This window comes from Candidatus Thiodiazotropha sp. CDECU1, assembly GCF_963455295.1.
Taxonomy (GTDB): Bacteria; Pseudomonadota; Gammaproteobacteria; order Chromatiales; family Chromatiaceae; genus Thiodiazotropha.
In genome coordinates this window covers 749580-775098 of sequence record NZ_OY734020.1, presented here as the reverse complement: position 1 = coordinate 775098, position 25519 = coordinate 749580, and the positions used below count along the sequence as shown (strand labels likewise).

Sequence of the window (25519 nt, the reverse complement as noted above, 5' to 3'; positions counted from 1 at the left end):
ATTTCAGATCCGCTATCGATTGTTTCGCATCATTGAAATGCAGGGGACAGTTAAACCCATTTTCAGTTTTTTTGCCCTGACAAATGTCGTGGATGAAAGTTATCAAGTCATCATCAAAGTTGCCCCCGAGAGCAGAGATTCTGTTCTACCGCGATCACTGCGGCTTCAACCCTGGAATGAACCTCCAGCTTGCGCAGGATCGCCTTCACATGCAGTTTTACCGTACCATCTGAAATCCCCAGATTACGGGCGATCACCTTGTTGCTCTGGCCGTCGGCCAAATGACACAGAATCTCCCGTTCCCGCGGTGTCAGATCATCCAGTGAGGAGGTCGGAGGTGAGCTGCTTTGGCTTTCCCCTTGTACCGCCTTCGCCAGGATACCGGTCAACTCATTTGCCACCACTGTCTGTCCCTGTTTAATCTGCTGTAGCGCATCGATCAACTCGTTGGGCTCCATGTCCTTAAGCAGATAACCCTGGGCACCATTTTGCAGGGCTTCAATTACATCTGACTCTTCGCGACTGGTTGTCAGCATACTGATTGGCATCTCCGGGTAGTGCTTACGCAGCACACTCAATACCTCTGTGCCGGTCATGTCCGGCATACGCATATCGAGCAGCACCACGTCGGGACGCTCGGTCGCCACGGTCTCTATGCCCTTCAGGCAATCACCAATGGCGATTACATCGATGCCACGACGTTCCAACAGCTCCTGCAAGCCAATACGGAACAGGGCGTGGTCATCTATCAGTAATACCCGCATCTTGTTTCACCTCTGTAGACTTGCTTCACTTTTCTCATTGCGGATCACCAACTCCACCCGGGTACCCTCACCGGGTTCACTCTCTATGGATAACTCACCACCGACTCGCCTGGCTCGCTCCTCCATAATCGACAGTCCGATATGTTCTCCAGGATTACCCTGAGGCACCGCGCCCTCGAAACCCACACCGTCGTCCTCCACCAGGATTAAATAACTACCCGGACTGCGACAGCGTAACAAGACGCGGATTGTGTGGGCTTTGGCGTGTTTACGGATGTTAGCCAGTGCTTCCTGTACAATCCGTAACGCCTGCATCTCCTGGCTGGTATCCAAATCGGTTTTAATACAATCGGGTTGAAAAAAGGCGGGTATCCCGGTCTCCTGATTGAAGCGTTCAACCAATTTGCTCAGGGCCGGCACCAAACCCCGTTGATCGAAGGGTGCACGGAAGCTGTTAATCAACTCCCTCAGCTCATCATGCGCTTCATCCAAACCGTTGTGAATTCTTTTCGCTTCCTGGATTGCCTTCTCGGAGACCGGATCGCTTTGCATGGTCTCTTCCAGCATCCGCACTTGAAAGCGTAAGCTGGCGAGGGTTTGCGCCAACGAGTCATGCAGTTCATGGGCCAATGAGGTCCGTTCTTCCACGATCGACAAACGCCGTGCTTCGGAATCAGAGCGCTGCTTGGCGACCGCCATACCCAGATGGCTGCCAATGGTATTCAGGATATCGAGCACATCCTCCCGACCATCATAGATACCGGGTTTATCCACATACAGATGATAGAATCCAAGCACATCACCGTGGTACCACATGGGCACCGAAACCCGCTCCACCTGATCCGTACTGAACATGGGCCGCTTATTCCGTTGCGTACAGATGCCCGCATCCTGACTACAGAGAATATCACCAGGCGACAGGGCGATGCCGCACTGACAGAGTTTAATCGGCAACATCTCCTGTTCATTGTAGAGTCTACCCTGCAGATCGATACAACCTACCTGGCGCACCCTGTCATCCGGCAGTACCAGATGTACTGTCGCTGAACGGGCGCTTACCATGCGCTTGAACACTCCCATGTACTCCAGTAACAGCTCGTCCAGATTTTCCGATTGATTGATACCTGCCGCCACATCATAGAGTACCTGCAAGGAGGTGGTCTTCTGTGCCAGGCGCGAGGTTTGGCGGGCCACTCGAACCTCCATATCCTCGTAGATATCGGTAAGCTCCTCACTGAGACTATCGATGTCCCGGGCCATACCGCTGAGGACGCCTGTCTGTTCATGACCCTTGCTGGCAACCGGTTCCCCCTGACAGACCTGGTTCACGATCTGTTCCAATGACGCCAGTGGACGCAATAACTGACTGCGCAGACGTACCAGCACCAGACCCAGGGAAAAGAGCGTTGTCACAATGCTTATCAGCAACAATAGGTATAGGGATGAAGTTTCCTGCTGATAGATGGACAGCACCAATACCATCACCAGACTCACCACCACGCTGCCACCCAAGATCAATATGGGCAGGAGCAGATTTCCGGTAAACAGGATTCTCAGGCTTGGCCAGTGCTTCGAATCGATCCAGCCCTCGATCCAGGCCATTTGATCTTGCGAACGATCCCCCTCCCCGGCATGCGTAGGGGCTTTATTCATCGACAGTTGTTTCTCTTCCACTTGCATAGACAGACTCTATCACGAACCTGTAAATGGGGTCAGTTTGGACCACCGGATTAGTTCATCACCTCATTCAGTCGGACCACACGCCAGGCAAACAGTGCTTCACCCAATGCTTTTCCCTCCAATCCGGAGTTGAGCAGCTCCTCCGGCAAGGGCAATTCCAGGAGATCAGCTGAAAACTCCAAATGGGGCAAGAGAGCTTCTAAACGCCGCGGCCACAATCCCTGAGCGGCCGCCACAAAACGGCGAAAGCGCAGTGGCTGTTGCTTTGGCTTGAGTGTCATCACGAATTGCATGATCGATTCAGCCTGTGCACCATCAGTGGAGAATGGATGGAAATGCAACAGATCGAGCAACAGCTGTCGCCCCGCCTTGTCGATACGGTATCTTTGCATCCAATCGTCCGGCTTTGCCAGGTGAGCGACGCTCTCAAACAGAGCCACTCCAGATCGAACTACGGGATCTTCGCTCTGTTTTACAACCCGCCTCAGCGGCGCCATGTAATCGCTCCTGTCCTGTTCTCCATGGGATGAAGCAAGCGTCCCGTCCACCAACTCCGGGATTAACCGCTGCAGCGCTCCACATCGCTGCAGGACTTCAAAAAAACGCCAGGGTTGAGGCGTTGCGAAAGCGCGGCTCATCTCGCGCCAAATACGTTCCGCATTCAAGCTCATCAGCTCCTCGGCGCGCGCCATGGTTTTCATCAGGGCATGGGTCTCGTGTGCCACCCTGAATCCCCAACAACCCAGTTTGGCGGCGAATCGAGCAATCCGCAGCAGCCGCACCGGGTCCTCGGTAAACGCATTTGTGATATGCCGAAGCTTGCCATTGTCCAGGTCATCCCGCCCCCCGCAAACATCGATGAAATCACCACTCTCTGAGATTGCCATGGCATTGATGGTGAGATCCCTGCGCAACAGATCCTGTTCGAGAGTGATATGCGGCCCATACTCGACCTGAAATCCCTTATAACCGGAACCACTCTTCACCTCGGTACGCGCCAAGGCATACTCCTCGCCGGTTTCAGGGTGCAAAAATACCGGGAATTCACTATCGGCGCGTCGATAGCCAGCGGCCAGCATCTCTTCAGGACTCGAACCCACCACTACCCAGTCGCGTTCAGTGACAGGCAGATCCAGCAGTTGATCGCGTACCGCACCACCGACCAGGTAAGTCTTCATCTTCACGCTTCTGAATCCATGGCCGAGACTATTTCCAAGGCCTGTCGCTCTTTTTGCTGCAGTTGCCACATCTGATGATAGAGACCATCAATCTCAAGCAGCTCATGATGTGTGCCCTGCTCCATGATACGCCCCCCTTCCATCACCAGGATACGATCAGCATCCACTACCGTGGAGAGGCGGTGGGCAATCACCAGGGTTGTATGGTGTTTCGCCACTTCTCTCAATGTCTCCTGAATCGCCTGTTCGGTCTTGCTGTCGAGTGACGAGGTCGCTTCATCGAAAACCAGGATACGCGGTCGTTTCAGCATTGCACGCGCGATGGCGACCCGCTGCTTTTCACCACCCGACAGTTTCAATCCCCGCTCGCCTACAACCGTATGGTAGCCATCGGGCAACTGCCCGATGAATTGTGCGATATGCGCGATACGAGCTGCCTCTTCGATCTCCTCGCGGCTGGCATCCGGCCTGCCATAGGCCAGATTATAGAGAATCGTTTCATTGAACAGCACGGTATCCTGCGGCACTATGCCAATCGCCGATCGCAGGCTGTCACGGCTGATCTGACGAATATCCTGGCCATCGATCAGAATACGTCCGGCGGTGACGTCATAAAAACGGAATAGCAGACGTGACAGAGTGGATTTGCCGGCGCCACTGTGGCCAACCACAGCCAGCTTCTCACCGGCGGCTATGTTGAAATCGACTTTATGCAGAATCTCTCTTTCCGGTTGATAGGAGAAATCAACCTGCTCAAAGCGGACCTCCCCATCAACCAGGCGTAACGGCTTGGCATTCTCTACGTCCGTTATCTCAGGCTGCTCCTCCAGGAGCTTGAAGATCAGATCCATATCGGCTAGTGAGTATTTGATCTGGCGATAGACCATGCCAAGAAAATTAAGCGGGATAAAAAGCTGCAGCATAAACGCATTAACCAGCACCAGATCACCGATGGTCATACTCCCCTGCACAACACTGTTCGCCGCTAAAATCATGATCAATGTCACACCGACTGCGGTGATCCCGCCCTGACCGAAATTCAAGAGAGACATTGAGGTCTGACTTTTTACCGCGTTATCCTCCCAGCGCGAGAGTGTTTCATCGAAGCGCTGCAACTCCAGCGGTTCATTACCGAAATATTTCACTGTTTCGTAGTTGATAAGGCTATCGAAGGCCTGACTGTTGGCCTGGGAATCCAAGCGGTTCATGCGGTGCCGAAACTCCATGCGCCACTCGGTGATCGCCAGGGTAAAGGCAACGTAGATGGCAACCGTGCCAAAGGTGACCAGGGTGAAGATGATCTCGTACTGGGTGAGCATGATGATTGCCACCAGACTAAATTCGACCAGCATGGGGATTATGCTGAAAACCATATAATTGATTATCGTACTGACCGAGCGCGTACCCCTTTCCAGGTCCCGGCTGATCGCCCCCGTTTGACGCTGCAGGTGAAAGCGCAGCGAAAGATCATGCAGGTGGGTCAGCACACGGTTGGAAAGATTGCGCATCGCACGATAGCGAACACGCGCGAAGATGGCATCCCTTAACTCGTTGAACATGGAGCTGCTGAGACGCAGCACTCCATATCCAAGCAGCAGGAAAAGGGGTAACACCAGCAGGGTCCGATCACTCTTATCCAGGGTATCGACGATCTCTTTCAGCAGCAGTGGGATACCCACATTGGCGAATTTCGCCAGCACCAGGCAGCCCAGGGCCAACAGGGCCCGGCCACGATACTCCCACAAGAAGGGCAGCATATTGCGCAGATTGTGAATATCACGCCGGTCTTTGTGGACCTGGGGTTGGGTTCGGGTTGAGTGGACCATGCTAATATTGAAAAGAGAGTGGCTTGAATGCGGAATATTATAGGAATTAACGCCAGGATGCGCTTTCACTTGCGGTTTTTCAGGTTTTTAATCCTTACACGCGCTACAGAATCGATTAGAATCAATGCCAACAGGAGCGCCCACAAACACCAGGATCATAGCTCCTCCCGCAACAGATACAGATAGTGGTTATTGATGAGTCAAGATTGCAGTTACAACGAGCTTTACCCCCTGCAGGTGTTGGACGACAGCATGGAACCGGAGTTTCCCGAGAAGTGTATTATCGTCATCGAGCCTTCCGATGTTTGTGCTACAGGCGCCTTCGTAGTGGCCGAAGCCAATGGTGAACGTTGGTTCCGTCAATACCTATCCGAGGGGGAGTCAGGTAAGAGATTGGTCGCCTTGAAATCGGGGTATCCTGATATTGCCCTCAAGGAAGGTGAATTTAAGATTGTTGGTGTTATCGTGCAGCGAAATATCGGACGTAAGGTAAAACACTACCATCCCTATGTACCCAATTGCGTGCCTCCAAAGCCAATCGGCCCGGCCTGAGCTGTGAACAGCAACTCGCATATCAAGAACCCGCAGTACCGCTTGATCGCTACCGCCACAGCGCTCCTATTCCTCTCGCTGACAGGGTGTTCACAATCGTCAACGGAGACTGATCCAAATGACCGGGCTGAGGATGTTGACCAGGCTCACCTGGTAGCCATTGAGATCATCGAGCCACGTGCATTGGGCATAGTCCATGAGCGCACTGGTACCTTAAAACCACGTCAGACTGTGCGTATCTTCAATCAGGAAGAGGGCAGAATAACCCAATTGCCATACTTTGAAGGTGACAATGTGGACCAGGGGGATACCATTGTCACCCTGGACGAGGAGCTGCTGGGATCGGAATTCAAGAAAGCCATCGCCACCGCCAGGCAGATGGGTTTGAACCTCAAGCGTCAGGAAGAGCTGGCGAAACGGATGGCCGTTTCCCAGGAAGACCTCGCCCAAGCGCAAACAGATCTCAGTGTGGCCGAAGCGGAAAAGCGCGTGTTGCAGACCAGGTTGAGTTATACACGTATCCAGGCGCCATTCTCCGGTGTCGTGAGCGAGCGCCTAGTGGAGCCCGGAGACGTAGTTCCCCGCCACACTCATCTGATGACGATTATCAACCCAAAGAGCCTGGTAACCAGCATCCTGGTATCTGATCTGTTACTGCCCCAGTTGCAGCACAACGATCCCGTCACGGTTCGGATCGATGGACTGGGAGAGAAGCCCTTCAATGGCAGAATTCATCGGATCCACCCAGAACTCGACGAAAAAACCCGCATGGGAACAGTTGAAGTGATCCTGGATCCGATACCCGATGGCGCCCGCTCTGGTCAACTCTGCCGGGTCATGCTGCAGTCGGCGAAGCGGGAACGGATTACAATCCCTTTCAATGCACTGCAACGCGACACTCGGGGAGAGTTCGTCTTCAAGCTGGATGCGCAGCAACAAGCACAGCGACTCTCGATAAAGAGCGGCATGCGGATTATCGATAGAATCGAGATTCAGCAAGGTTTGGTGTCGGGTGATCGGATTGTCACCAAGGGCTTTCACGATCTCGAACCCGGCATGAAGGTCGAGCCGGTGAACTGATCCATTGCGCAGTTCCAGAGGGCCCTGCAACGCAACACTTCCAGGAAAACATCTCCTATACTTAATATATCATGTCGGCCTATCGCACAGATTTCACGAGCCATGCGGTCTTGAGCATAAAAGTATTGGAGGGAGGAACCATGAATATCGATCTCGCGGATGTCACCCTACACGTGGATGAAACCCTGGATAGTGATGGCCTGGCCCAGCTGGAAGAGGCATTTCGCGCCCGGGACGGTGTTGTTTCGGTACATATCGATCCCAAGCGGGCCCATCTGTTCTTGATCGAGTACAATCCCGAACTGGTCAACAGTCAGGACCTGTTGGCAATAACCCACTTTCAAGGACTGCATGCCGAACTGATCGGGCTCTGACTGGCTCGGCTGATCTCAGCGCAGGATGCTTCGCATGGCCCGATTACGGTGCTCACCGGAAACGGGCCTTTACAGGCTCTGCCACCTGTCGGCGGCATTTATTCAATACCCTTGGCTGCAGACATATAAGTGGAAGAATAGATTCCGGCTTAGTGCATAATAACGTATATTCTCACCCCAAGGGCCGTACCACTGAACAATCACCACGCTCCACCGATGCGCCAAATCAAAAAAACTATCGGAGTTTGAGGAATGCAAAGAGTTACCATCGTCGGCAGCGGTTTTGCCGCACTCACCGCCATCAAGACACTGAGATCCAGGGATAAATCGATTGACATTACTGTTGTCAGCCCCAAGCCGGAATTTCACTATCTGCCTGGTTCGATCTGGATCCCATCGGGATTGCGTAAACCTGAGGATCTCATAATCCAACTGGACTCGTTCTTTCAGCGCATGCGGGTCAACCATCACCCTGCAGAAGCCACCGGCCTCAGCGATGATGGGAGGATATTGAAAACCACCGAGGGCGAGATAGAAAACGATGGGCTTATCATCGCTTCAGGAGGCCGTTTCATTAAAAAACTGCCCGGCATCGAAAACGCCATAACCCCCTGTGAAGGCATTTCAGCCACAACCAGAATCCGCGACCGGCTCAGAGAGCTGGATAGTGGTGTCATCGCCATCGGATTTTCCGGCAATCCCAAAGAACCAAGCGCAATGCGCGGCGGACCGATGTTCGAATTTCTATTTGGTATCGATCGTCAATTGAGGCTCGAAGGACGGCGTGAAAATTTCAAGCTCATATTCTTCACCCCAGCGGAAAAACCTGGACAACGACTTGGACCCAAAGCGGTCAAGGGATTGATCCAAGAGATGGAAAAGCGCGATATCGAAACCCATCTCGGGCAAAAAATGGTGAAGTTCACGGCCACAAGCATTGTCATGGAGAATCACAGCTTCGCTGCTGATCTCATCCTCTTTATGCCCGGCATGACCGGCAATCAGTGGTTTGACAATACTAAACTGCCCCGTTCACCCGGCGGCCTGATCCAGGCCGATGACCACTGCCGGGTCGAAGGTATGACCAATGTCTATGTGGCCGGCGACTCGGGCAGCTTTCCAGGTCCTGACTGGATGCCCAAACAGGCCCATATGGCAGATCTCCAGGCGGCAGCAGCCACCAAAAACCTGCTCTCGGAACTCAAGGGGGAACCACCCAGTGAGACCTTTAAAGTGGAACTGGTATGTATTGTCGATAGCCAAACCAGCGGCATGCTTGTGGCGCGAACCGAAAAGAGAAACATCGTGATGCCGAACATGGCCATCTTTCACTGGCTGAAACGGTTGTTTGAATGGTGGTATATACGCCAATATCGATAACCCATTTGCTGCTGCTTGCGGTTGATATCCAGCCTACACAACAGGGTGCATGGATCAGCGCCCAATCAATCGATAAACTGATGGAATCAGAATCAGCGTGACTATAGTGGAAAAGGAGAGTCCGGAAATCATTGTCACAGCCAGCGGCTGAAGCATTTCCGAGCCCTCTCCGAGGGCTAATGCTAGTGGCATCATTCCAACAACAGTAGTCAGTGTCGTCATTAGAATCGGTCGCAACCTGATCTGTGCTGCCTGCGTAATAGCCGCACTCTTGTCATGTCCTGCATCTCTTTTCTGGGAGATATATTCAACCATCACGATAGCGTTATTCACCACAATACCTGCCAGCATGATCAGGCCCAGCCACACAGGCATAGAAATTGGCAGTTCCGTCCAGTACAAGCCCAATCCTACCCCGATCAATCCAAACGGCACACACAAGATGATAATTATCGGGTTTCTCAGCGACTCATACTGCACTGACATCACAACCAATACCAGAAAAAGCGCTAAACAGAGCAACAGTACTCCACTGTCTCGACCTTTCTTAATAACCTCCAAGCTGCCGCCATAACTTATGCTATAACCAGATGGCAGATCCATAACTGATACTATATCCCTTACTTCCGATATTGCATCCTGTAAAGACAGATCACCACCCAGCGAGGCGCTAACTTCAGCCATTCTCTGTTGCTGATCGCGTCTGATTATCACATAGGATGGTGACAACTCTATCTTTGCCAGTTCACCAAGGCGTATTGGCACTGAGGGTTCGGTTTGACTGAAAATAACAATTGATTCCAGATCGGCAGGCGTGGCGATATCCGACTCCAGCAAACCCACTCTGACATTTATACTTCGGTCATCTTCCAAATAGTCCGTCACCACGTTACCACTCAGCGCCAAATTGACGATTTCTCCCAAATCATCCACATCTATACCGAAATAGGCTGCCCGTTGACGATCCACCGACACCATGATTTCCTGAGTGATATCATCGCTACTGTTTTCAACACTACGCAGCCCGGCAACCTCTTCAAGCTTGTCTTTCAGCTCTTCAGCAATTTGATTCAAGACAGCCAGATCCGGTCCTTTTACCCTTACACTGAGGTCATCGTCACCCCAGTTGAGCCGGATACCCCGCACACCCTGCACCCGCATGCCCACCCATAAACCAGGAAGCTTGGCTTTTTTAATCTCCTGATTTACACGCTCGACCCAATCATGGCTACTGACTTTTCGACTCTGTGCGGGCTTCAAAATGACTTTGATACTGGCTCGATTGACTGATTCATAGCGAGAACGCCCAAATACAAAACCACCTACCTGAGAATATATGGATTCTGTTTCCGGTTGAGCCCTTATTATCTCTTCGAGTCGATGAACCAAGTCATCCATTCCCTGTAAATTGATACCTCTATCCGCAACCAATCGTATAGTGATGCGTCCCTCATCAATCTGAGGTAGGAAAATTTGTTTTTCAGGCACCAACTTGAGAAATGCAAACAGCAGCAGTAACAGAAAAGTTACGACGGGCAACACCGGCCTTCTCAACAGGGCGGTAACAAATCTTGAATAACCATTCTGCAATTGGCTCATCAGGTTATCGATTGCTTGCCTGAACCGATCTTTAAGGCCGATGCTCAATCTGCCCGCAAGCGCTGGCACCAGTGTTAGCGCAACAATCATTGAAGCCAGGATGGCAGCGGATATAGTAAATATCAATTCACGAAATAGCAGCCCGACAAGACCACCGATAAAGAGAAATGGCAGAACCGCAACCAGGTTGGTCGTTGTGGAAGCGACGATTGCACTATTTACTTCACTCGCCGCATAACTGGAAATTTGTGTAACCTTTTGACTTTCTGTTTTCTCCCGTTGGTGACGATATATGTTCTCCAACATAACAATAGTGCTGTCTACCAACATACCGACACCCAACGCCAATCCACCCAAACTCATAATATTCAAGGTCAAACCGGCGCTCGACATTAGAATGAAGGCAACCAGAATAGCGATCGGTATAGCACAACCAATAATCAACATCCGTCTAAAGCTGCCGAGAAACAGATACACAACAAGCATCGCTAAAATGGCGCCCAGAATTACTGAATCAATAGCATTGTTTAAAGCTCGACGGACAAAACGTGCCTGGTCATCAACAGGGTGAATTTGAATATCCTTAGGTACAAGTACCTGGCTTTCAAGCTCAGCCAGTCTCGCTAAAACATGATCAACCACATCAACACTATTTGCGGTGGGTTGTTTCTGAATCGATAATTTAATCCCCGGAAGCCCATTCAGGCGGATACGCATCCGTTCGTCTTCTGCACCATCTACAACCTGGGCAACTTCCGATAATCGAATCAGTGAAGTGGTATCGTTATCACCCACTCGTCTTAACGGTAGTTGTAAAATATCATCCACCGATTGAAAGCGACCCGCGGTTCTTCCTCCGATTTCACCTTGCTCTGTTCTCAGCATACCTCCCGCGGTTTCCACATTCGATGACTGGAGAGCATCTATGAGATCGGATAGTTGCATACCCAAGCCTGTCAGGCGCTGCTGGTCCGCATAAATATTAATCTCGCGCACCAAGCCGCCGCCCACTTCAACCGCCGCAACACCAGGCAGATTCAGAAATAACTTGCTGAACTCATAGTCCACCCAACTTCGTAGCGCCACTTGATCGCGAAGCGTGGAACTGATAACGAATTCCGCTACGGGCAGTTGTGAGGGATCGTGTTTATAGATAATTGGTGGATCTATCGTCTCAGGTAGAAAACGTTTTGCCCGATCCAGCCGGGTACTGGCATCCTGCAGCGCTTGATCTATATCAGCACCATACTTAAAGGCTAAATGGACCTGGCTACGTCCCTGCTGGGTTGTCGATCCCACATGGATCGCGTCTTCAGTTATCGACAGTTGTTCCTCCAGGTGACGCGTAACCTGATCCTCCATTATCTGAGCAGGCACACCAGAATCCAAGGCCATCACCGCAACAGACGGATAAACAACTTTTGGCAGTAGGTCTACGCTTAAACGAGTCAACGCCATGAGCCCCAACACCATGAATGCCAGGGTTATCATCACCACCCCGATAGGGTGGTGAATTGACCAACTCGCCAGACCTCCGCCAAGGACTTTTTTCATATAAGTATCTTGTCAATCAGCAGCACTTAAGAATAGGCCTTGAAAAACTGTAGCGCAGCACGCCCACTTTTAGTGCCACCTCGCGACATTGCAAATTGTTTTGCCGCCGCATGCAGTGCTTCACGATCTCCCTCATAATCCGGAAAATAGCTGTCCACTATATTTAAGTAACCCTGCCAATTCACCGGGTAGAAGGAGAGCCACAGACCGAACCGGTCCGACAGAGCCAGTTTCTCCTCAGTAGTATCGCCCAAATGAAGATCGTCACCCACCATCCTCGCCTCCTGGTTTTCACTCATGAACTCTGGCAGAAGATGGCGTCGATTGGATGTTGCGTAGATCAGGACATTTTCGGGAGGCGCCTCTATTGAGCCATCCAGGACACTCTTCAGTGCTCGATAGGATGCCTCGCCGATATCAAAGGTTAGATCATCGCAATATACGATAAAGCGGTGGGACGTTCCCCTGATCGAGTCGACGATCTCCGGCAATTCAATCAAATCGGTTCTGTCGATCTGTATCAATCGTAGCCCCTGCTCCCGGAAATGATCGAACACCGCCTTGACGAGTGAAGATTTACCGCTACCCTTGCTTCCCCATAACAATGTATTATTGGCGCCCTGGCCAGCAAGGAAGCGTTGTGTATTCTGCATAAGTTGCAGCTTCTGATCATCGATACCAATCAGCCGATCAAGCCCTACTTGGTCGATATGTTCAACCGCTCGCAAATAGCCTTTGCGCGGACGCCAGATTGCGGCAAATGTTGTGTTCCAATCTATCGTCATGGCTTCCCCCTGTAGCTAGCCACCTATCTCCCTCACTCTGGATCGGTAACCACTACGCAATTGCGACCTCGTGCCTTCGCAGCGTAGAGTGCATCATCGGTACGTCTCAGGCATGCCCCCAGGTTCTCACCATTGAGGTAGCGTGTCACACCGAGACTCGCTGTGACAGAAATTTCGTTTTGTTGATGAACGAAGGATGTGGCGGCCAACTCAACACACAACCGCTGTGCCAGTTTTTTTGCTTCGGCCAGCTCTGTCTCCGGGGTCAAGACCAAAAACTCCTCTCCACCCCAACGCCCAAGCTCATCGGATTCCCGGATACAGCTCTGTAGCTTTTCAACACAATGTTTCAAAACCTGATCACCAACATCATGACCATACTGATCATTGACCTGCTTGAAGTGGTCGATATCCAGTAAAATGGTACAAAAGCTCTTTGAACCCCTGGCCGTTTGCGCCATTACCTGATCCAATCGAATACTGATCGCCCGGCGATTCAAAATCCCGGTTAGGTAATCGGTACGCGAGGTCTGTTCCAACATCCGTTCCACATTTTTGCGCTCGGCAATCTCCTGCATCAGCTTTTGATTGGATTGCAATAATTCCGAGGTACGACTCTCCACCCGTTGTTCCATCTCACTGTGCGCGCTGCGCAGAGAAACCTGATTCTCATCGATCTGCTGCCGCTTGATCTGTAGACGCTTTGACATATGATCGAAGGAGAGTGACAGCTGATCAAGCTCATCACCCTGCGCTACATCGCCCAGGTCATCCTCAATAGGCGCTATAAGCGCAAAACGGGTTGTCAGATCGGTAATGCGTTTGGTGAAATTCATGGACAGCAGGCGGCTGAATATCATTGCCAGTATTACAGATAACGCAAACGAGAGCATACCGGCCAGGCGTATCCTTTCGAACTTGGCCTGCACTTCATCCGCCCGCATATCTATACCCACCAGATAATCATCCTCGCCGCCCTCCAGGGGGGAATAACCCGACAGAAAAAATCCCCATTTATCCTCCGTGATACTCTCATCCACCGAGGGACGCAGAAAACCCTCCATCAGGGCGGGAACATCATGTTCATACTCCTCCCCCGGCAGGGCAGGGTCCTGCAGATCGGAATCGATAACGAAAAAAGCCTTGTTTTCCTTTCTGCGCATTATATAGATAAACGCGAAATCGGGATTCGACTTAACGAACTCACGCAATGCAGCCAGATTTTTTTTAAACGCCGGGTTATTCATATCCGATTCTGAGCGGATCTGATCCAGGTTCTCGGTATCCAAACACTGACTGATCAGTGCAGCGCTGTTCATCAAGCGGGACTGAAGCGCGGTCTTCAGGTTTTCGGCGGCACTGGTATAGAAATAGGTACCCGCGCTACCGGAGACAAGAATGATTGCAGCAAAGTGGCTTAGGAATAGTTTTGTTTGTATGGTTATTCGCATGCCGGGAAACTATGCCGAATTGGCGCTGGTAATTGTTTGTGCATGGGTAGTACGAAAAGCCGTTACACCTCATTCTGAACTATTTTACCTGTGACAGTAAACCAGCAGAGTGTTAATAATTACTAATTTACCTGCAGATTCAATCAAGCTGGTAACCAGCAACTCACTTTATGGGTTTCACTAACCTTTACCTCCTCGGGATAGTTCTCGACGCAATCCACCACCGATTGCGGACAGCGCGGATGGAAATGGCATCCACTTGGTGTTGTCACCGATGAAGAAATCTCACCTGGCAAGCGGATCACATTTCGCTGCTTGTCGGGATCAGGAACAGGCACAGCCGAGAGAAGCGCCCGTGTATAGGGATGTAAAGGCCGCTTGATCACCTCATCGGTGCGGCCTCTTTCGACAATCCTGCCTAGATACATAACTGCTATTTCGTCGGCCATGTAACTCACAACTGAAATATCATGAGAGATAAAAAGATAGGAGAGCTGAAACTCGCCCTGCAATCCTTTCAGCAGATTGAGTATCTGGGCCTGTACAGAGAGGTCCAGGGCGCTGGTTGGCTCGTCGCAGACCAGCAATTTTGGCTTCACCGCCAATGCCCGGGCAACACAGATACGCTGCCGCTGACCCCCGGAAAATTCATGCGGATATCTGCTGGCGGCCGATACGGGTAACCCTACCTGAAGCAACAGTGATTCAACACCCTTGGCTATAGTATTTCTGCTGTAGATACGTTGCGCACGCATTCCCTCAGCGATGATATCTTCCACCCGCATCCTGGGATTCATAGCAGACATGGGATCCTGAAAGATAAGCTGGAGATCGCCGCGGACAGTTCGCAGCTCATGCTGACTCATCCCTGTCAGCTCCCTCTCTTCGAGCAAGACGTTTCCCCCGGTTATTTTAACCAGCTGCAGAATCGCCTTTCCCAACGTGGATTTACCGCAACCCGACTCCCCGACCAGTGCCAACACAGACCCTTTGGCGATATCCAGGTCCACACCGTCCACCGCCCTGAGATGGTCGACCACAGGCTGCAGCAGCCCTTTTCGAATGGGATAGTGCACCTGAAGATTCCGGATCGACAAGAGCGGTCCATTCCCACGCTCGGCTGTGGGGTGGGTCGACACCTGTTCTACCTCACTCACACCTGGTATCAATCCATTATCCCCATACAGATGGCAGCGCACACCCGATCGGTTGTCACCGAATGTCCAGTCAGGGGAGACCTCTTGGCAGATCTGCTGGCGTTGCACGCAACGTTGCTGGAAACGGCATCCAGCGACACTACTGCCCAGGGTCGGCACACTGCCTTCGATCACCGCCAACCTTTCACCAGGGCGCCTGCGCTCGGGCAGGGAAGCAAACAGCATGCGACTGTAGGGATGCATAGGGGCTTGAAAAAATGGACCAACCGCCGCGGTTTCCACCATCTCTCCGGCATACATCACAGCAACCCGATCCGCCATTTCCGCAACCACTCCCAGATCGTGGGTAATCAGCAGTATCGACATTCCCCTATCCTGTTGCAGCTGCTTCAGCAAACCCAGAATCTGCGCCTGCATGGTTACATCGAGGGCGGTGGTTGGCTCATCGGCAATCAGCAGCCTGGGATTTCCCGCCAGCGCCATGGCGATCATCACCCGCTGTTTCATACCGCCGGAGAGTTGATGGGGATAGCGATCCACACACTGCTCCGGCTCGGGAATCAGCACGGCCTGCAACAACTCGATGACACACCGCTTGACCCTATTACCCTTGTGATCACTATGCAGCTTCACTGCTTCCGCTATCTGTCCACCGATGGTCATCAACGGATTGAGAGAGGACATGGGCTCCTGGAATATCATCCCCATCTGACCGCCGCGCAGGCGGCGCATCGATGCTTGATCCTGCCCCACAATGTCGATACCGCTGAATTCGATCCCTCCCCCATCGATAAAAACAGCGGGCGGCAACAAGCGCATCAGGGACAGGGCGGTCATCGACTTACCGCAACCCGACTCACCCAGCAGGGCAAATGTCTCACCCTGCTGAATCTCAAGATCGAGATCCACCACAATGGGAAGCCTGCTGTTGCCACGCTTCAAGGCAAGCCGCAGCGCAGTGATCTTTAGCAACTGTTCAGCCATGGCTCGGCTGGGTAGTGCCCGAGAATATCAAACCGGCACCCGGGGTACCGCTGCTATCAACTGCTGTGTGTATCGATTGCTCGGGCGATTGACAATATCCTCGGTTCTTCCCTGTTCCACAATCTTGCCCTGATACATCACCGCGGTGCGGTCGCTGACATACTCCACCACACCGATATTGTGGGTAATGAACAGCAGGGTAAGCCCGCGCCTGGCGCGCAGCTCCAACAACATGCGCAAGATTTCTGCCTGCACGGAGACATCCAGGGCGCTGGTGATCTCATCACAAACGATGAAAGAGGGGTTGAGAGAGAGGGCCCTTGCAATCCCGATCCGCTGCCGCTGACCGCCGGAAAATTCATGCGGGTAACGCCACAGGGTATCCTCCTCCATCTGTACCTGATCCAACAGCTCTCTTGCTATCTCGATGCGCGCTTCCTGGTTTTCACCGATCCCGTGTACCTTCATCGGTTCGGTCAGGATCGCGGCGATACTGAGACGTGGATTGAGGGAGGATATGGGGTCCTGAAAGATGATCTGCATATGGCGGCGAAACCGCCGCAACTGGGATCGGTTCATCTCGGTAATATCGGTATCATCGAATGCCACCCGACCGGCGGTGGGCTCGGTGAGCCGCAGGATACCCCTGCCCAGTGTGGTCTTGCCACTGCCCGACTCCCCCACCAGTGCCAGGATCTCTCCCCGGGGTATCTGCAGATCGACACCATCCACCGCTCGCACCTGATCCACAACCCGTCGCAGCAGTCCCTTGCGGACCGGAAAATGGATCTCCAGTTGGGAAAGCTCTATCAAGGGAACCTGATCCTGGTGCTGCTCATGGGGCTGATTCCGTGCCAGGTTCTCCGGCAGGGCGGCGATCAGTGCCTGGGTATAGCTATGACCGGGCCGGTGTATGATCTGCTCGGTCACCCCGGTCTCCACCAGTTTGCCCCGTTGCATGACACCGACACGATCGGCGATCTGGGACACCACGCCGAAATCATGGGTGATAAAGAGGATCGCCATCTGGGTGCGTTCCTGCAGGGTCTTCATCAAGCGCAGGATCTCCCGCTGAACCGTGACATCCAATGCGGTGGTGGGTTCATCGGCGATCAACAGATCGGGCTCACAGGCCATGGCCATGGCGATCATCACCCGTTGACGCTGCCCACCGGAGAGCTGGTGGGGATAGCTGTGCACCCGGGTTTCAGGGTCGGGCAGCTGTACCGCTACCAGGGACTCCATAACCTGTTGCCAGGCCTCCCCCTCTGACAGTTCGGGAAAGTGGAGTCTTACCGCCTCGAGGATCTGCTCGCCAATGGTAAACACGGGATTCAGGGAACTCATGGGCTCCTGGAAGATCATGGCGATCTTCCCTCCCCGCACCTGCTGCATTTCGGTCTCGCCCAGACCGGCCAGATCCACCGCTGCTTCACCCTCAGTCTGGAAACGGATCTCCCCCGTATGGCGCTGTAGATTGGATTTTGGCAGCAGTTGCATAATCGAGAGTGCGGTGATCGATTTGCCACTGCCCGACTCCCCAACCAGGCAGAAGGTCTCACCTCTGGTAATTTCAAAGCTGACCTCGTCCACCGCCTTGATGGTTTGATCCTGATGCTTGAACCAGGTATGCAGCTGTTTCACTGAGAGCAACATCAGCCCGATTTACTCAGATAGGGATCGATGGCATCGCGCAGGGATTCACCGATCAGGTTATAGGCGAAAACAGTCAGAAAGATGGCACCCCCAGGAAAGGCCGCCATCCACCAGTTGAAACGGGATGACTGCACCGCCTGATTCAGCATCTCGCCCCAGGAGGGATCGTCCACCAGACCAAGGCCGAGGAAACTCAGGGTGGCCTCGGCGAGGATCGCCGACGCCACCCCAAAACTGGCCGCCACCAAGACCGGCCCCATACCATTGGGCAGCATATGACGAAACAGGATCGAGGGCAGAGGCAGGCCCGCCGCCTCTGCGGCCTGGACAAAGTCCTGCTTGCGCAGACGCAGAAACTCGGCACGCACATAACGGGCATAGCCGGGCCAGCTGGTGATACCGATGATCACCATCATGATATAGAGACTGCGCCCAAAGAAGGCGACAAAGGTCAGCAACAGGAACAGGGTAGGCACGGCCTCGAAAATCTCCACCAGGCGCATCCCGAGGATATCCACCACACCGGAAAAATAACCCATCAGACCACCGATGATGACCCCCAGCAACATGGCGATACCGGTGGCCACGAAGCCGATACCAAGGGCGATCCGGGAGGCATGGACCATGCGGCTGAGCACATCGGCGCCGTTCTGTTCGGTACCGAACCAATGGGCTCGCGACTGCTGCGACAGGGGTGCCTCCAGGCCGGTATCGCCGCGGTCCCTCTGATAGTCCTTCGGCGAGTAGGGGATCGGCGCAAAGACCACCCAATCATACTCCCCGGCGGCATCCGCAACCCGGTACTGTTCATAGATCACCAGTTGCTGGGGCTTGACCCAAAGGTAGGCAAGGAGTGCCGCCACTGCCAATACAGAGAGCATGATGAAAAATTTGCGCAGCACGGTGATGCGCCAGGGATAGAGCAGCAACAGGGTGATGAAAGCCACCAGAAAGAGCACATCCACCGGCTGCAGATAGTTCAGTACCGGACTGGAGATCTCACCCCCGCGACTGAGCAACAGGGGAAAACTGCTGGCCAGGAAGGGGGCGAAGACACCGATGAAGGCGAGAATACCCACCCACAGCAGTCCCAGCCGGGCACCCCAACGCACGAAGGTCTGGCCGAGAATCCTGCGCCAATAGCTCTGGCGCCTCTTCGCCGCCCTACTCATAGCTCACCCGCGGATCGGCCAGGGCATATAAAATATCCGCCAGCAGATAACCCAACAGGGTCAGGCAACCGCCAATCAAGGTGATCGACAACACCAGTTCCCGGTCCCTGGTCTGTACCGCCTCCACCGCCAGCTTGCCCATGCCCTCGATGCTGAAGATACTCTCCACGATAACCGATCCCGCCAGCAGACTCGGCAACAGACTCGCGGCCACGGTGATCAGGGGCAACAGGCTGTTACGGAAAACGTGGCGCCACAGCACCGCCGCTTCAGCGAGCCCCTTGGCCCGGGCGGTGCGTGCATAGTCGGAAAGCAGATTCTCCAGCACCGCGGTCCGGGTCAGTTTGGCAAGACCCGCGAAACCGCCGTAGGAGAGGCAGATCACCGGCAGCGCCAGATGCCACAGCCGATCCAGCAGGAACCCCCGCACCCATCCTCCCTGCATCCAGTAGACCGCCAGCAGAAGCCCCACCAGCAGACCTGTGGAGAGAAAGCCGAGCTGGCGCAACAATCGATAGTCACTGCTTGCCAACCAGGCGGCAAGCAGGGCGAAGACGGCGGGAAAACCTATCCAGAGCGATGGGGAGCGCTGCACCTCGGGTAACTGATAGACCATAGCCACGCCCAACAAACCCCAAATGAGGCCAAATGAAATCTCGCGAAAAGGTCTTGAGGCGATGCGACCCAATGCGAGAAAGAGTGAAATCGCTACGCTGACCACAATGAACAACAGCCCGATATCCCACAGACTCGACCAGTGGGGCATGAACACCTGATCCAGCACCAGTCGATCACTCAATCCGGCGGTCGGAAACCAACGCCAATACTGCTCATTGGCGAAAAAACCGATCATCAGCACACCGGCAAGCATGGTCGGCACCGACCAGAGGGCAAGCATGAACATGCCACTGCTGACATCGAAGGAGCGTCCCCGCTCAACCGCGGCGCGCACCCCCACCAGCAGGGCCAACAGATAGACGATGGGGATACTCAAGACATTCAACAGGATGGTAATCGGCACCCTTTCGGAGAGCAGTTCCGTGACCGGGCGTCCATAGCGAAAACTACGTCCAAGATCGGAACCCTTGGTGAAGGAGAAACCGCTCATCCGGTTCTCTTCGTCGAAGGTAAAACCGATGGGAGAGACGTTGTTCAACCAGCGCAGATATTGCAGATAGGGGGGATCGTCCAGCCCGTAAAGTCGGTTGTAGTAGGCCTCGATCTCCTTTTTCGCCTCCGGGTCCAGGTTCTGCCCCTCCACCAGACTCTGGGCGCTGATGCCGCCGGGTGATGCAGCCATGACCACGAACACCACCAGGGTGATGCCCAGCAGGGTGGGCAACATCAACAGCAGACGTCTTAGCAGGTAGGTCAGCATCTAGCTCATCCAATCGGCCCTAGTGGGTATAACGCTGCTCAACCGCAGGCACATAGTTCTCCAGGGGGACCTGTCCCAGATTGAGGCCGACCTTGGTATTCACCACATTGCGCAGACGCCGGTCGATAAACACCAGACTCTTGCTGCGTCTGAGGAAGGTGTATGGCTGGTCATTGAAGAGATGCTGCTCTGCCTCCCGCCACAGGGGCATGCGCGTCTCCTCATCCACCGTAGCCCTAGCCTCTTCAATAAGGCGATCCAGTTCCGGATTGCTGTAGTTGATGAAATTGTTACCTCCTCCAGGTATTTGACTGGTATGAAACATCTGATAGAGATCGGTCTCAAGGCCGCTGCTCCACCCCAGGGTGATGGCATCGAAATCCCGCTTTTTCATCAGGTCGAGCATCACCGACCATTCAGTGGGCTTGGGCTGCAGCAGAATCCCGGCGCGGGCCAGCATATCCTTCAGAAACAGCACCATCCGCCCCGTATCCTCATTACCCTGAAAATAGACCAGTTCGAATTCAAATGGCTTACCCGCGCTGTCCTCCAGGATGCCGTCTCCATCCCGGTCTGCATAACCGGCCTTGGTGAGCAACTCAACCCCCTTAGCCTGATCGTAGTTGCGCGCCTTAATGGCTTTACTGTGCTGTTTACTGCTGGTACTGAACGGACTCACGGCAACCTCCGCATAGCCGAGATAGATCTCATCGGCAATCCGCTGGCGATCGATCAGGAAGGTCATCGCCTGCCGTACCTCGGCCTGGGCGAAACGGGTCGGCTGGTCATTGCGCAGTTGATTCCAGCCGATATAGGAGTATCCCGCCACCGGGCTCATATACTCCCAATGCTGGGCCTTGCTGTTGATCTGCTTATCTTCGGTCAACTGTTTGTATTCACGTGGGCGTGAGGAGTAGGTATCGATCTCACCGTTGCGAAATGTGGTGAGGCGGGCACTGTCGTTTTCGATAACACGCCAGATGAGGCGGTCGAAGGCCGGATCCACCGGTCCCCAGTAACGGGGATTACGGCGCAACTCAACCCCTCCCTTGTCCGGCGCCCAACCCTTGGGATCTTCCAGACGATAGGGGCCCGAACCCAGCAGCAGCCCCTTTGATTGGTTGAAGCTGTTGGGATCATCGAGATAGGGTTGGTAGAAGTGTTTCGGCAGGATCTCCATACCCCCTGCCAATGAGAGGGCATTGAAGTAGGGTTCGGCAAATTGGAATTTGACCGTCAGCCTGTCTATTGCCTCCACTGATTCGATCTTGGCGTAATAGGCCCTTTCCCGCGGCGCCTGAATCGCCTCGGTCATGATGAACTCAAAGGTAAAGACCACATCCTCCGCCGTCAGGGGGACCCCGTCAGAAAACTGTAACCCTTCTCGAAGCTTGAAGATAAAGGTGAGACCATCCTCGCTGACGCTCCAATCATGTGCCAGCAAGCCCTGCCACTCCAGGGTATCGGGATTCCGGATCAGCAAGGTCTCCAGGATATAACTCTGCACCTGGGATGAGTAGACATCCTGAGAGATGAACGGGGTCAATGATTTCAGGTTGACACCAAAGGCCTGCACCAGCCAGTCACCCTGGCTGTAGTCAGATTGCTGGGTGACTGAATATGACCGTTGAAATGCAGCAGGCACCTGTTGCTGTTGAGACGATCCGGGGTTTTGCGCCAGACTCACACCCTGTTGGATACGTTGATCCAGGCCTCGTACCTGACCTGTTATCTCGCGGATATCACCAGCCTGTTCACGCATCAGCTGTTCCATGCGCGACATCTTCTCCCACTGCCGATCGATCATATACATGACCAGCAAGATGGTGATCAACACCAGCACCAGACCACCGAAATAGAGAATATCCCGACCGTTTAAGCGTCGCTGCATGAATTTACTCCTGTGATCCAGGACAAATGGTTTCAAAAAAAAGGTCTGTTAACCCTAATCCAATAGACCCACAAGAGTCTATTATGCTTTCCCGGGACTTGAAAGAGCATGTAATCCACATCTATTTAAACAATGGAAAAAACCAGATAGATACTCTCATTTAGCCTTCACACCTCACCCGCACTTTCCGCTGATGGTGATTTCCGGTAAGTTACACAGTTTAACTGCGCTGGCGCCGGTCTATTTGGCAGGCTCCGTTAGCATATATCGATGACTCCTGTAAGGAATTGTTCCATGGGCTTTTTACAAAACAAACGCATACTCATTGTCGGCATTGCCAGTAACCGCTCCATCGCCTGGGGTGTTGCCGAGGCCATGCACCGGGAAGGGGCTGAACTGGCGCTTACCTATCAGACGGACAAACTGAAAAAACGCGTCGATGATGCGGCCGAAAAGTTTGGCGCTGATATCGTTATGCCCCTGGATGTCACCAATGACCAACAGATTGCAGATCTATTCGCCACCCTGGAAAAGGAGTGGGGTCATTTGGACGCCATCGTGCATGCGGTCGGTTTCGCACCCCGCGACCATTTGGAAGGTGGTTATCTGGATAATTTGACCCGTGAGGGTTTTGCCCTGGCTCACGATATCAGCTCCTACAGTTTTGCCGCACTCGCCAAGGCGGGGCGTCCATTGATGCAGGGTCGAAACGCCTCCCTGGTCACCATGAGCTACCTGGGCGCGGTGCGCACTGTGCCGAATTACAATGTCATGGGGGTAGCCAAAGCCAGTCTGGAAGCGAGTGTCCGCTATATGGCCGAGTCACTTGGCCCGGAGGGGATCCGGGTAAATGCTGTTTCCGCCGGGCCGATCAGGACCCTGGCAGCATCAGGCATCAAAAACTTCAAGGGCATGCTCGACGAGGTGGAGAAAAGAAATCCATTGCGCCGCAATGTCACCATCGAAGAGGTGGGCAATACCACGGCATTCATCTGTTCCGATCTCGCCTCGGGCATTACCGGTGATGTCATCTATGTGGATTCGGGCTACCACATCCTCGGCATGGCCTGACTCGGAAAGAGACCGATTTTATTCACTCTCGGTGTTCAACAGAATTTCAACATCCGCACGGGACTCCAGATCGTTCAACACCATTTCGTAGTGATCCCTGGCAAGCATTCTGCGCAGGCTGTCCAGCTGTTGCTGGTTGGTCTCAGCGTCGACCACACCCTCTGTGACACCAGTCAGCAGATAGATGGCGAAGTCCCCGCCGGCAAGCTTGGCACTACCTGGAGTTGATCCACCGGCACCCGGCTTGGCAGTACGGAAGAGTGCGCTGGATAGTCCTGGTGGGATTTGCCTGTCATTACGATCGACACTCAATGGTCCGGTGACCGCATAGCTGCCCGCCACATCAGACAAGGCTGAGCCCGCAGTGATTTCAGCCAAACGTTTCTCAGCCTCGGCTTCGGTCTGTTGCTCAGCCTTTTGCTGCTGCAGGGTCTCACTGATCTGATCCTTCACCTCATCCAGAGGCTTTACTGAAGATTCTTGATGATCGAGCACCCGCAGTACCAGGGAGCTGGTTCCATCGATTTCGATCAACTCACTGTTGTTGTTTTCCTTCAGGACATCATCACTATAGGTGGCTGTCCTCACCTTAGGCTTTGCGAATACACCGCTACCCTGCTCACGGGTGATCCAGTCACTCTGCTGTATATCAAGCTCCAACGCGGATGCGGCAGGTTCCAGACTACCAGGATCCTCATAGCTCAGATCCGCAAGTTGTTCGGCCATCTCGAAATAGAGCCGCTCACCCTCGAATTTACGATAGGCCGCCTCCACTTGGGTACGGGCCTCATCGAAGGGTTTGACACTTCCATCCTTGATTCCCGTCAGCTTTATCAGATGAAAGCCGAAACTGGAACGTACAGGCTCGCTCACCTCACCCTCTTCGAGGGCAAAAACAGCAGCCTCGAAGGCGGGATCCATAACACCCTTGCCGAACAAGCCCAGATCACCACCTGTAGCGGCGGAACCCGGATCCTGGGAGTTCTGCTTGGCTAATTCAGCAAAGGATTCACCATTGCTCAGCCTTTCCGCCAAGGCATCGATCTTCGCCTGCGCTTCATCAACCGCATTTTGTTCGGCATCTGCCGCCGCCAGAATCAAGATATGACTGGCCTGACGCTGTTCCGGGAGACCGAACTCGTCCTCATTGTTCTCGTAGTAACCACGCAGAATCTCTTCATTGACGTCTATCGTGCCACCCGCCGTTGTGGCATCCAGCAGAATATACTCAACCTTTACTTTTTCAGGTGAAATGAATGCGCTTTCGTTGGCTTCATAGTAGCTCCTGATTTCATCATCCGAGAGTTCTTCAGTCAGTTTGAAATCACTGGCGGGTAGTACGAAGTAGGAGAATTCACGTTTCTGCTTTACCAACCTTTGACGCTCATCGAGCTCTTCCTGAGTGATAAAACTACCCACTTGAACCGCTTGTGAAAGCTGCTCGGAAACCAATGCACGACGCACACGATCTTCGAAACCGGCGGCAGAGATTCCCTGTAAGCGCAATGCACGCTCATAGGTCTGCTGGTCGTAGCGGCCATCCTTTTGAAAGGTGGGCATACTCAGAATCGTGGACTGAATCATGCTGCTACCGGCACGTAATCCCATCCTGTTGGAAGTCTGCTGTAACAGCTCATCCCTGATCAGACGATTGAGGACCTCTTTGCGAACCCTGGTGTCATCAAACATTTCCGGACGATATCCAGCACCAAGCTGCTCACGCAATTGCTGACGAAAACGCTGAAACTGATTATCCAAAGTCCGTTGTGTAATTTCAGTACCGTTTACCGTCGCTGCAACTGGTTCAGAACCAACTCCCAGATAAGATTGAATTCCCCAAAGCGCGAAAGGGATAGAGATCAATATAACGATCGCCCATGCGATCCAACCCTGTGCTTTATCTCTGATAACCTGAAGCATGACCAGTGACTCGCTTATTTCACCTGCAACAATTTGTTCAGGTGTTTAACATCATAAAAAACAAAAA

The 25519-nt window shown here is 53.2% G+C and carries 18 protein-coding genes; 5 read left to right on the top strand and 13 right to left on the bottom strand.

Features of this window, described 5'->3' with window-relative positions; translation table 11 throughout:
* Window positions 1–113: 113 nt before the first annotated feature.
* From R2K28_RS03545 to R2K28_RS03530, 4 genes are all read right to left on the bottom strand, one after another.
* On the bottom strand, window positions 114–764 hold the full coding sequence (locus tag R2K28_RS03545) for a response regulator (RefSeq protein WP_116476122.1): 651 nt from the start codon (window positions 762–764) through the stop codon (window positions 114–116).
* A gap of 6 nt (window positions 765–770) precedes the next feature.
* A complete protein-coding gene (locus R2K28_RS03540; protein ID WP_316368021.1) occupies window positions 771–2417 on the bottom strand; it encodes a histidine kinase in 1647 nt (548 codons plus the stop codon).
* 77 nt (window positions 2418–2494) lie between these two features.
* Entirely contained in the window at window positions 2495–3622 is a 1128-nt protein-coding gene (gene cca, locus R2K28_RS03535) for a multifunctional CCA tRNA nucleotidyl transferase/2'3'-cyclic phosphodiesterase/2'nucleotidase/phosphatase (RefSeq protein WP_316369675.1), read from the bottom strand.
* Between the two features lie 2 nt (window positions 3623–3624).
* Entirely contained in the window at window positions 3625–5448 is a 1824-nt protein-coding gene (locus R2K28_RS03530) for an ABCB family ABC transporter ATP-binding protein/permease (RefSeq protein WP_316368020.1), read from the bottom strand.
* A gap of 195 nt (window positions 5449–5643) precedes the next feature.
* Between R2K28_RS03530 and R2K28_RS03525 the strand changes: the two genes are divergently transcribed.
* From R2K28_RS03525 to R2K28_RS03510, 4 genes are all read left to right on the top strand, one after another.
* Window positions 5644–6000, top strand: coding sequence for a S24 family peptidase (locus tag R2K28_RS03525; protein WP_316368019.1), 357 nt, complete (start codon window positions 5644–5646; stop codon window positions 5998–6000).
* 3 nt (window positions 6001–6003) lie between these two features.
* The gene (locus R2K28_RS03520; protein WP_316368018.1) at window positions 6004–7080 is read left to right on the top strand and encodes an efflux RND transporter periplasmic adaptor subunit; all 1077 of its coding nucleotides are present in this window, start codon (window positions 6004–6006) and stop codon (window positions 7078–7080) included.
* A gap of 140 nt (window positions 7081–7220) precedes the next feature.
* Window positions 7221–7454, top strand: a complete 234-nt coding sequence (locus tag R2K28_RS03515) for an ATP-binding protein (RefSeq protein WP_316368017.1) — start codon at window positions 7221–7223, stop codon at window positions 7452–7454.
* A gap of 252 nt (window positions 7455–7706) precedes the next feature.
* The gene (locus R2K28_RS03510) at window positions 7707–8834 is read left to right on the top strand and encodes an NAD(P)/FAD-dependent oxidoreductase (RefSeq protein ID WP_316368016.1); all 1128 of its coding nucleotides are present in this window, start codon (window positions 7707–7709) and stop codon (window positions 8832–8834) included.
* Between the two features lie 54 nt (window positions 8835–8888).
* On the opposite strand, the gene R2K28_RS03505 is transcribed toward R2K28_RS03510, so the two are convergent.
* From R2K28_RS03505 to R2K28_RS03470, 8 genes are all read right to left on the bottom strand, one after another.
* A complete protein-coding gene (locus R2K28_RS03505) occupies window positions 8889–11987 on the bottom strand; it encodes an efflux RND transporter permease subunit (protein ID WP_316368015.1) in 3099 nt (1032 codons plus the stop codon).
* 26 nt (window positions 11988–12013) lie between these two features.
* A complete protein-coding gene (locus R2K28_RS03500; protein WP_316368014.1) occupies window positions 12014–12772 on the bottom strand; it encodes an ATP-binding protein in 759 nt (252 codons plus the stop codon).
* Window positions 12773–12804: 32 nt separating this feature from the next.
* The gene (locus R2K28_RS03495) at window positions 12805–14223 is read right to left on the bottom strand and encodes a diguanylate cyclase (protein ID WP_316368013.1); all 1419 of its coding nucleotides are present in this window, start codon (window positions 14221–14223) and stop codon (window positions 12805–12807) included.
* 143 nt (window positions 14224–14366) lie between these two features.
* Window positions 14367–16364 (bottom strand): ABC transporter ATP-binding protein, encoded by a 1998-nt coding sequence (locus tag R2K28_RS03490; protein ID WP_316368012.1) that lies wholly within the window; start codon window positions 16362–16364, stop codon window positions 14367–14369.
* Window positions 16365–16391: 27 nt separating this feature from the next.
* A complete protein-coding gene (locus tag R2K28_RS03485) occupies window positions 16392–18020 on the bottom strand; it encodes an ABC transporter ATP-binding protein (protein WP_316368011.1) in 1629 nt (542 codons plus the stop codon).
* Entirely contained in the window at window positions 18020–19192 is a 1173-nt protein-coding gene (locus R2K28_RS03480; protein WP_316368010.1) for an ABC transporter permease, read from the bottom strand. The genes R2K28_RS03485 and R2K28_RS03480 overlap by 1 nt, the downstream gene beginning before the upstream one ends.
* The gene (locus R2K28_RS03475; RefSeq protein WP_316368009.1) at window positions 19185–20570 is read right to left on the bottom strand and encodes an ABC transporter permease; all 1386 of its coding nucleotides are present in this window, start codon (window positions 20568–20570) and stop codon (window positions 19185–19187) included. The genes R2K28_RS03480 and R2K28_RS03475 overlap by 8 nt, the downstream gene beginning before the upstream one ends.
* 19 nt (window positions 20571–20589) lie before the next feature.
* A complete protein-coding gene (locus tag R2K28_RS03470; RefSeq protein WP_316368008.1) occupies window positions 20590–22461 on the bottom strand; it encodes a peptide-binding protein in 1872 nt (623 codons plus the stop codon).
* 294 nt (window positions 22462–22755) lie between these two features.
* On the opposite strand from R2K28_RS03470, the gene R2K28_RS03465 reads away from it, so the two are divergent.
* A complete protein-coding gene (locus tag R2K28_RS03465; protein ID WP_316368007.1) occupies window positions 22756–23532 on the top strand; it encodes an enoyl-ACP reductase FabI in 777 nt (258 codons plus the stop codon).
* 18 nt (window positions 23533–23550) lie between these two features.
* Here the strand turns inward: R2K28_RS03465 and R2K28_RS03460 are convergent, their stop codons facing one another.
* Entirely contained in the window at window positions 23551–25452 is a 1902-nt protein-coding gene (locus tag R2K28_RS03460; RefSeq protein ID WP_316368006.1) for a SurA N-terminal domain-containing protein, read from the bottom strand.
* Window positions 25453–25519 lie beyond the last annotated feature (67 nt).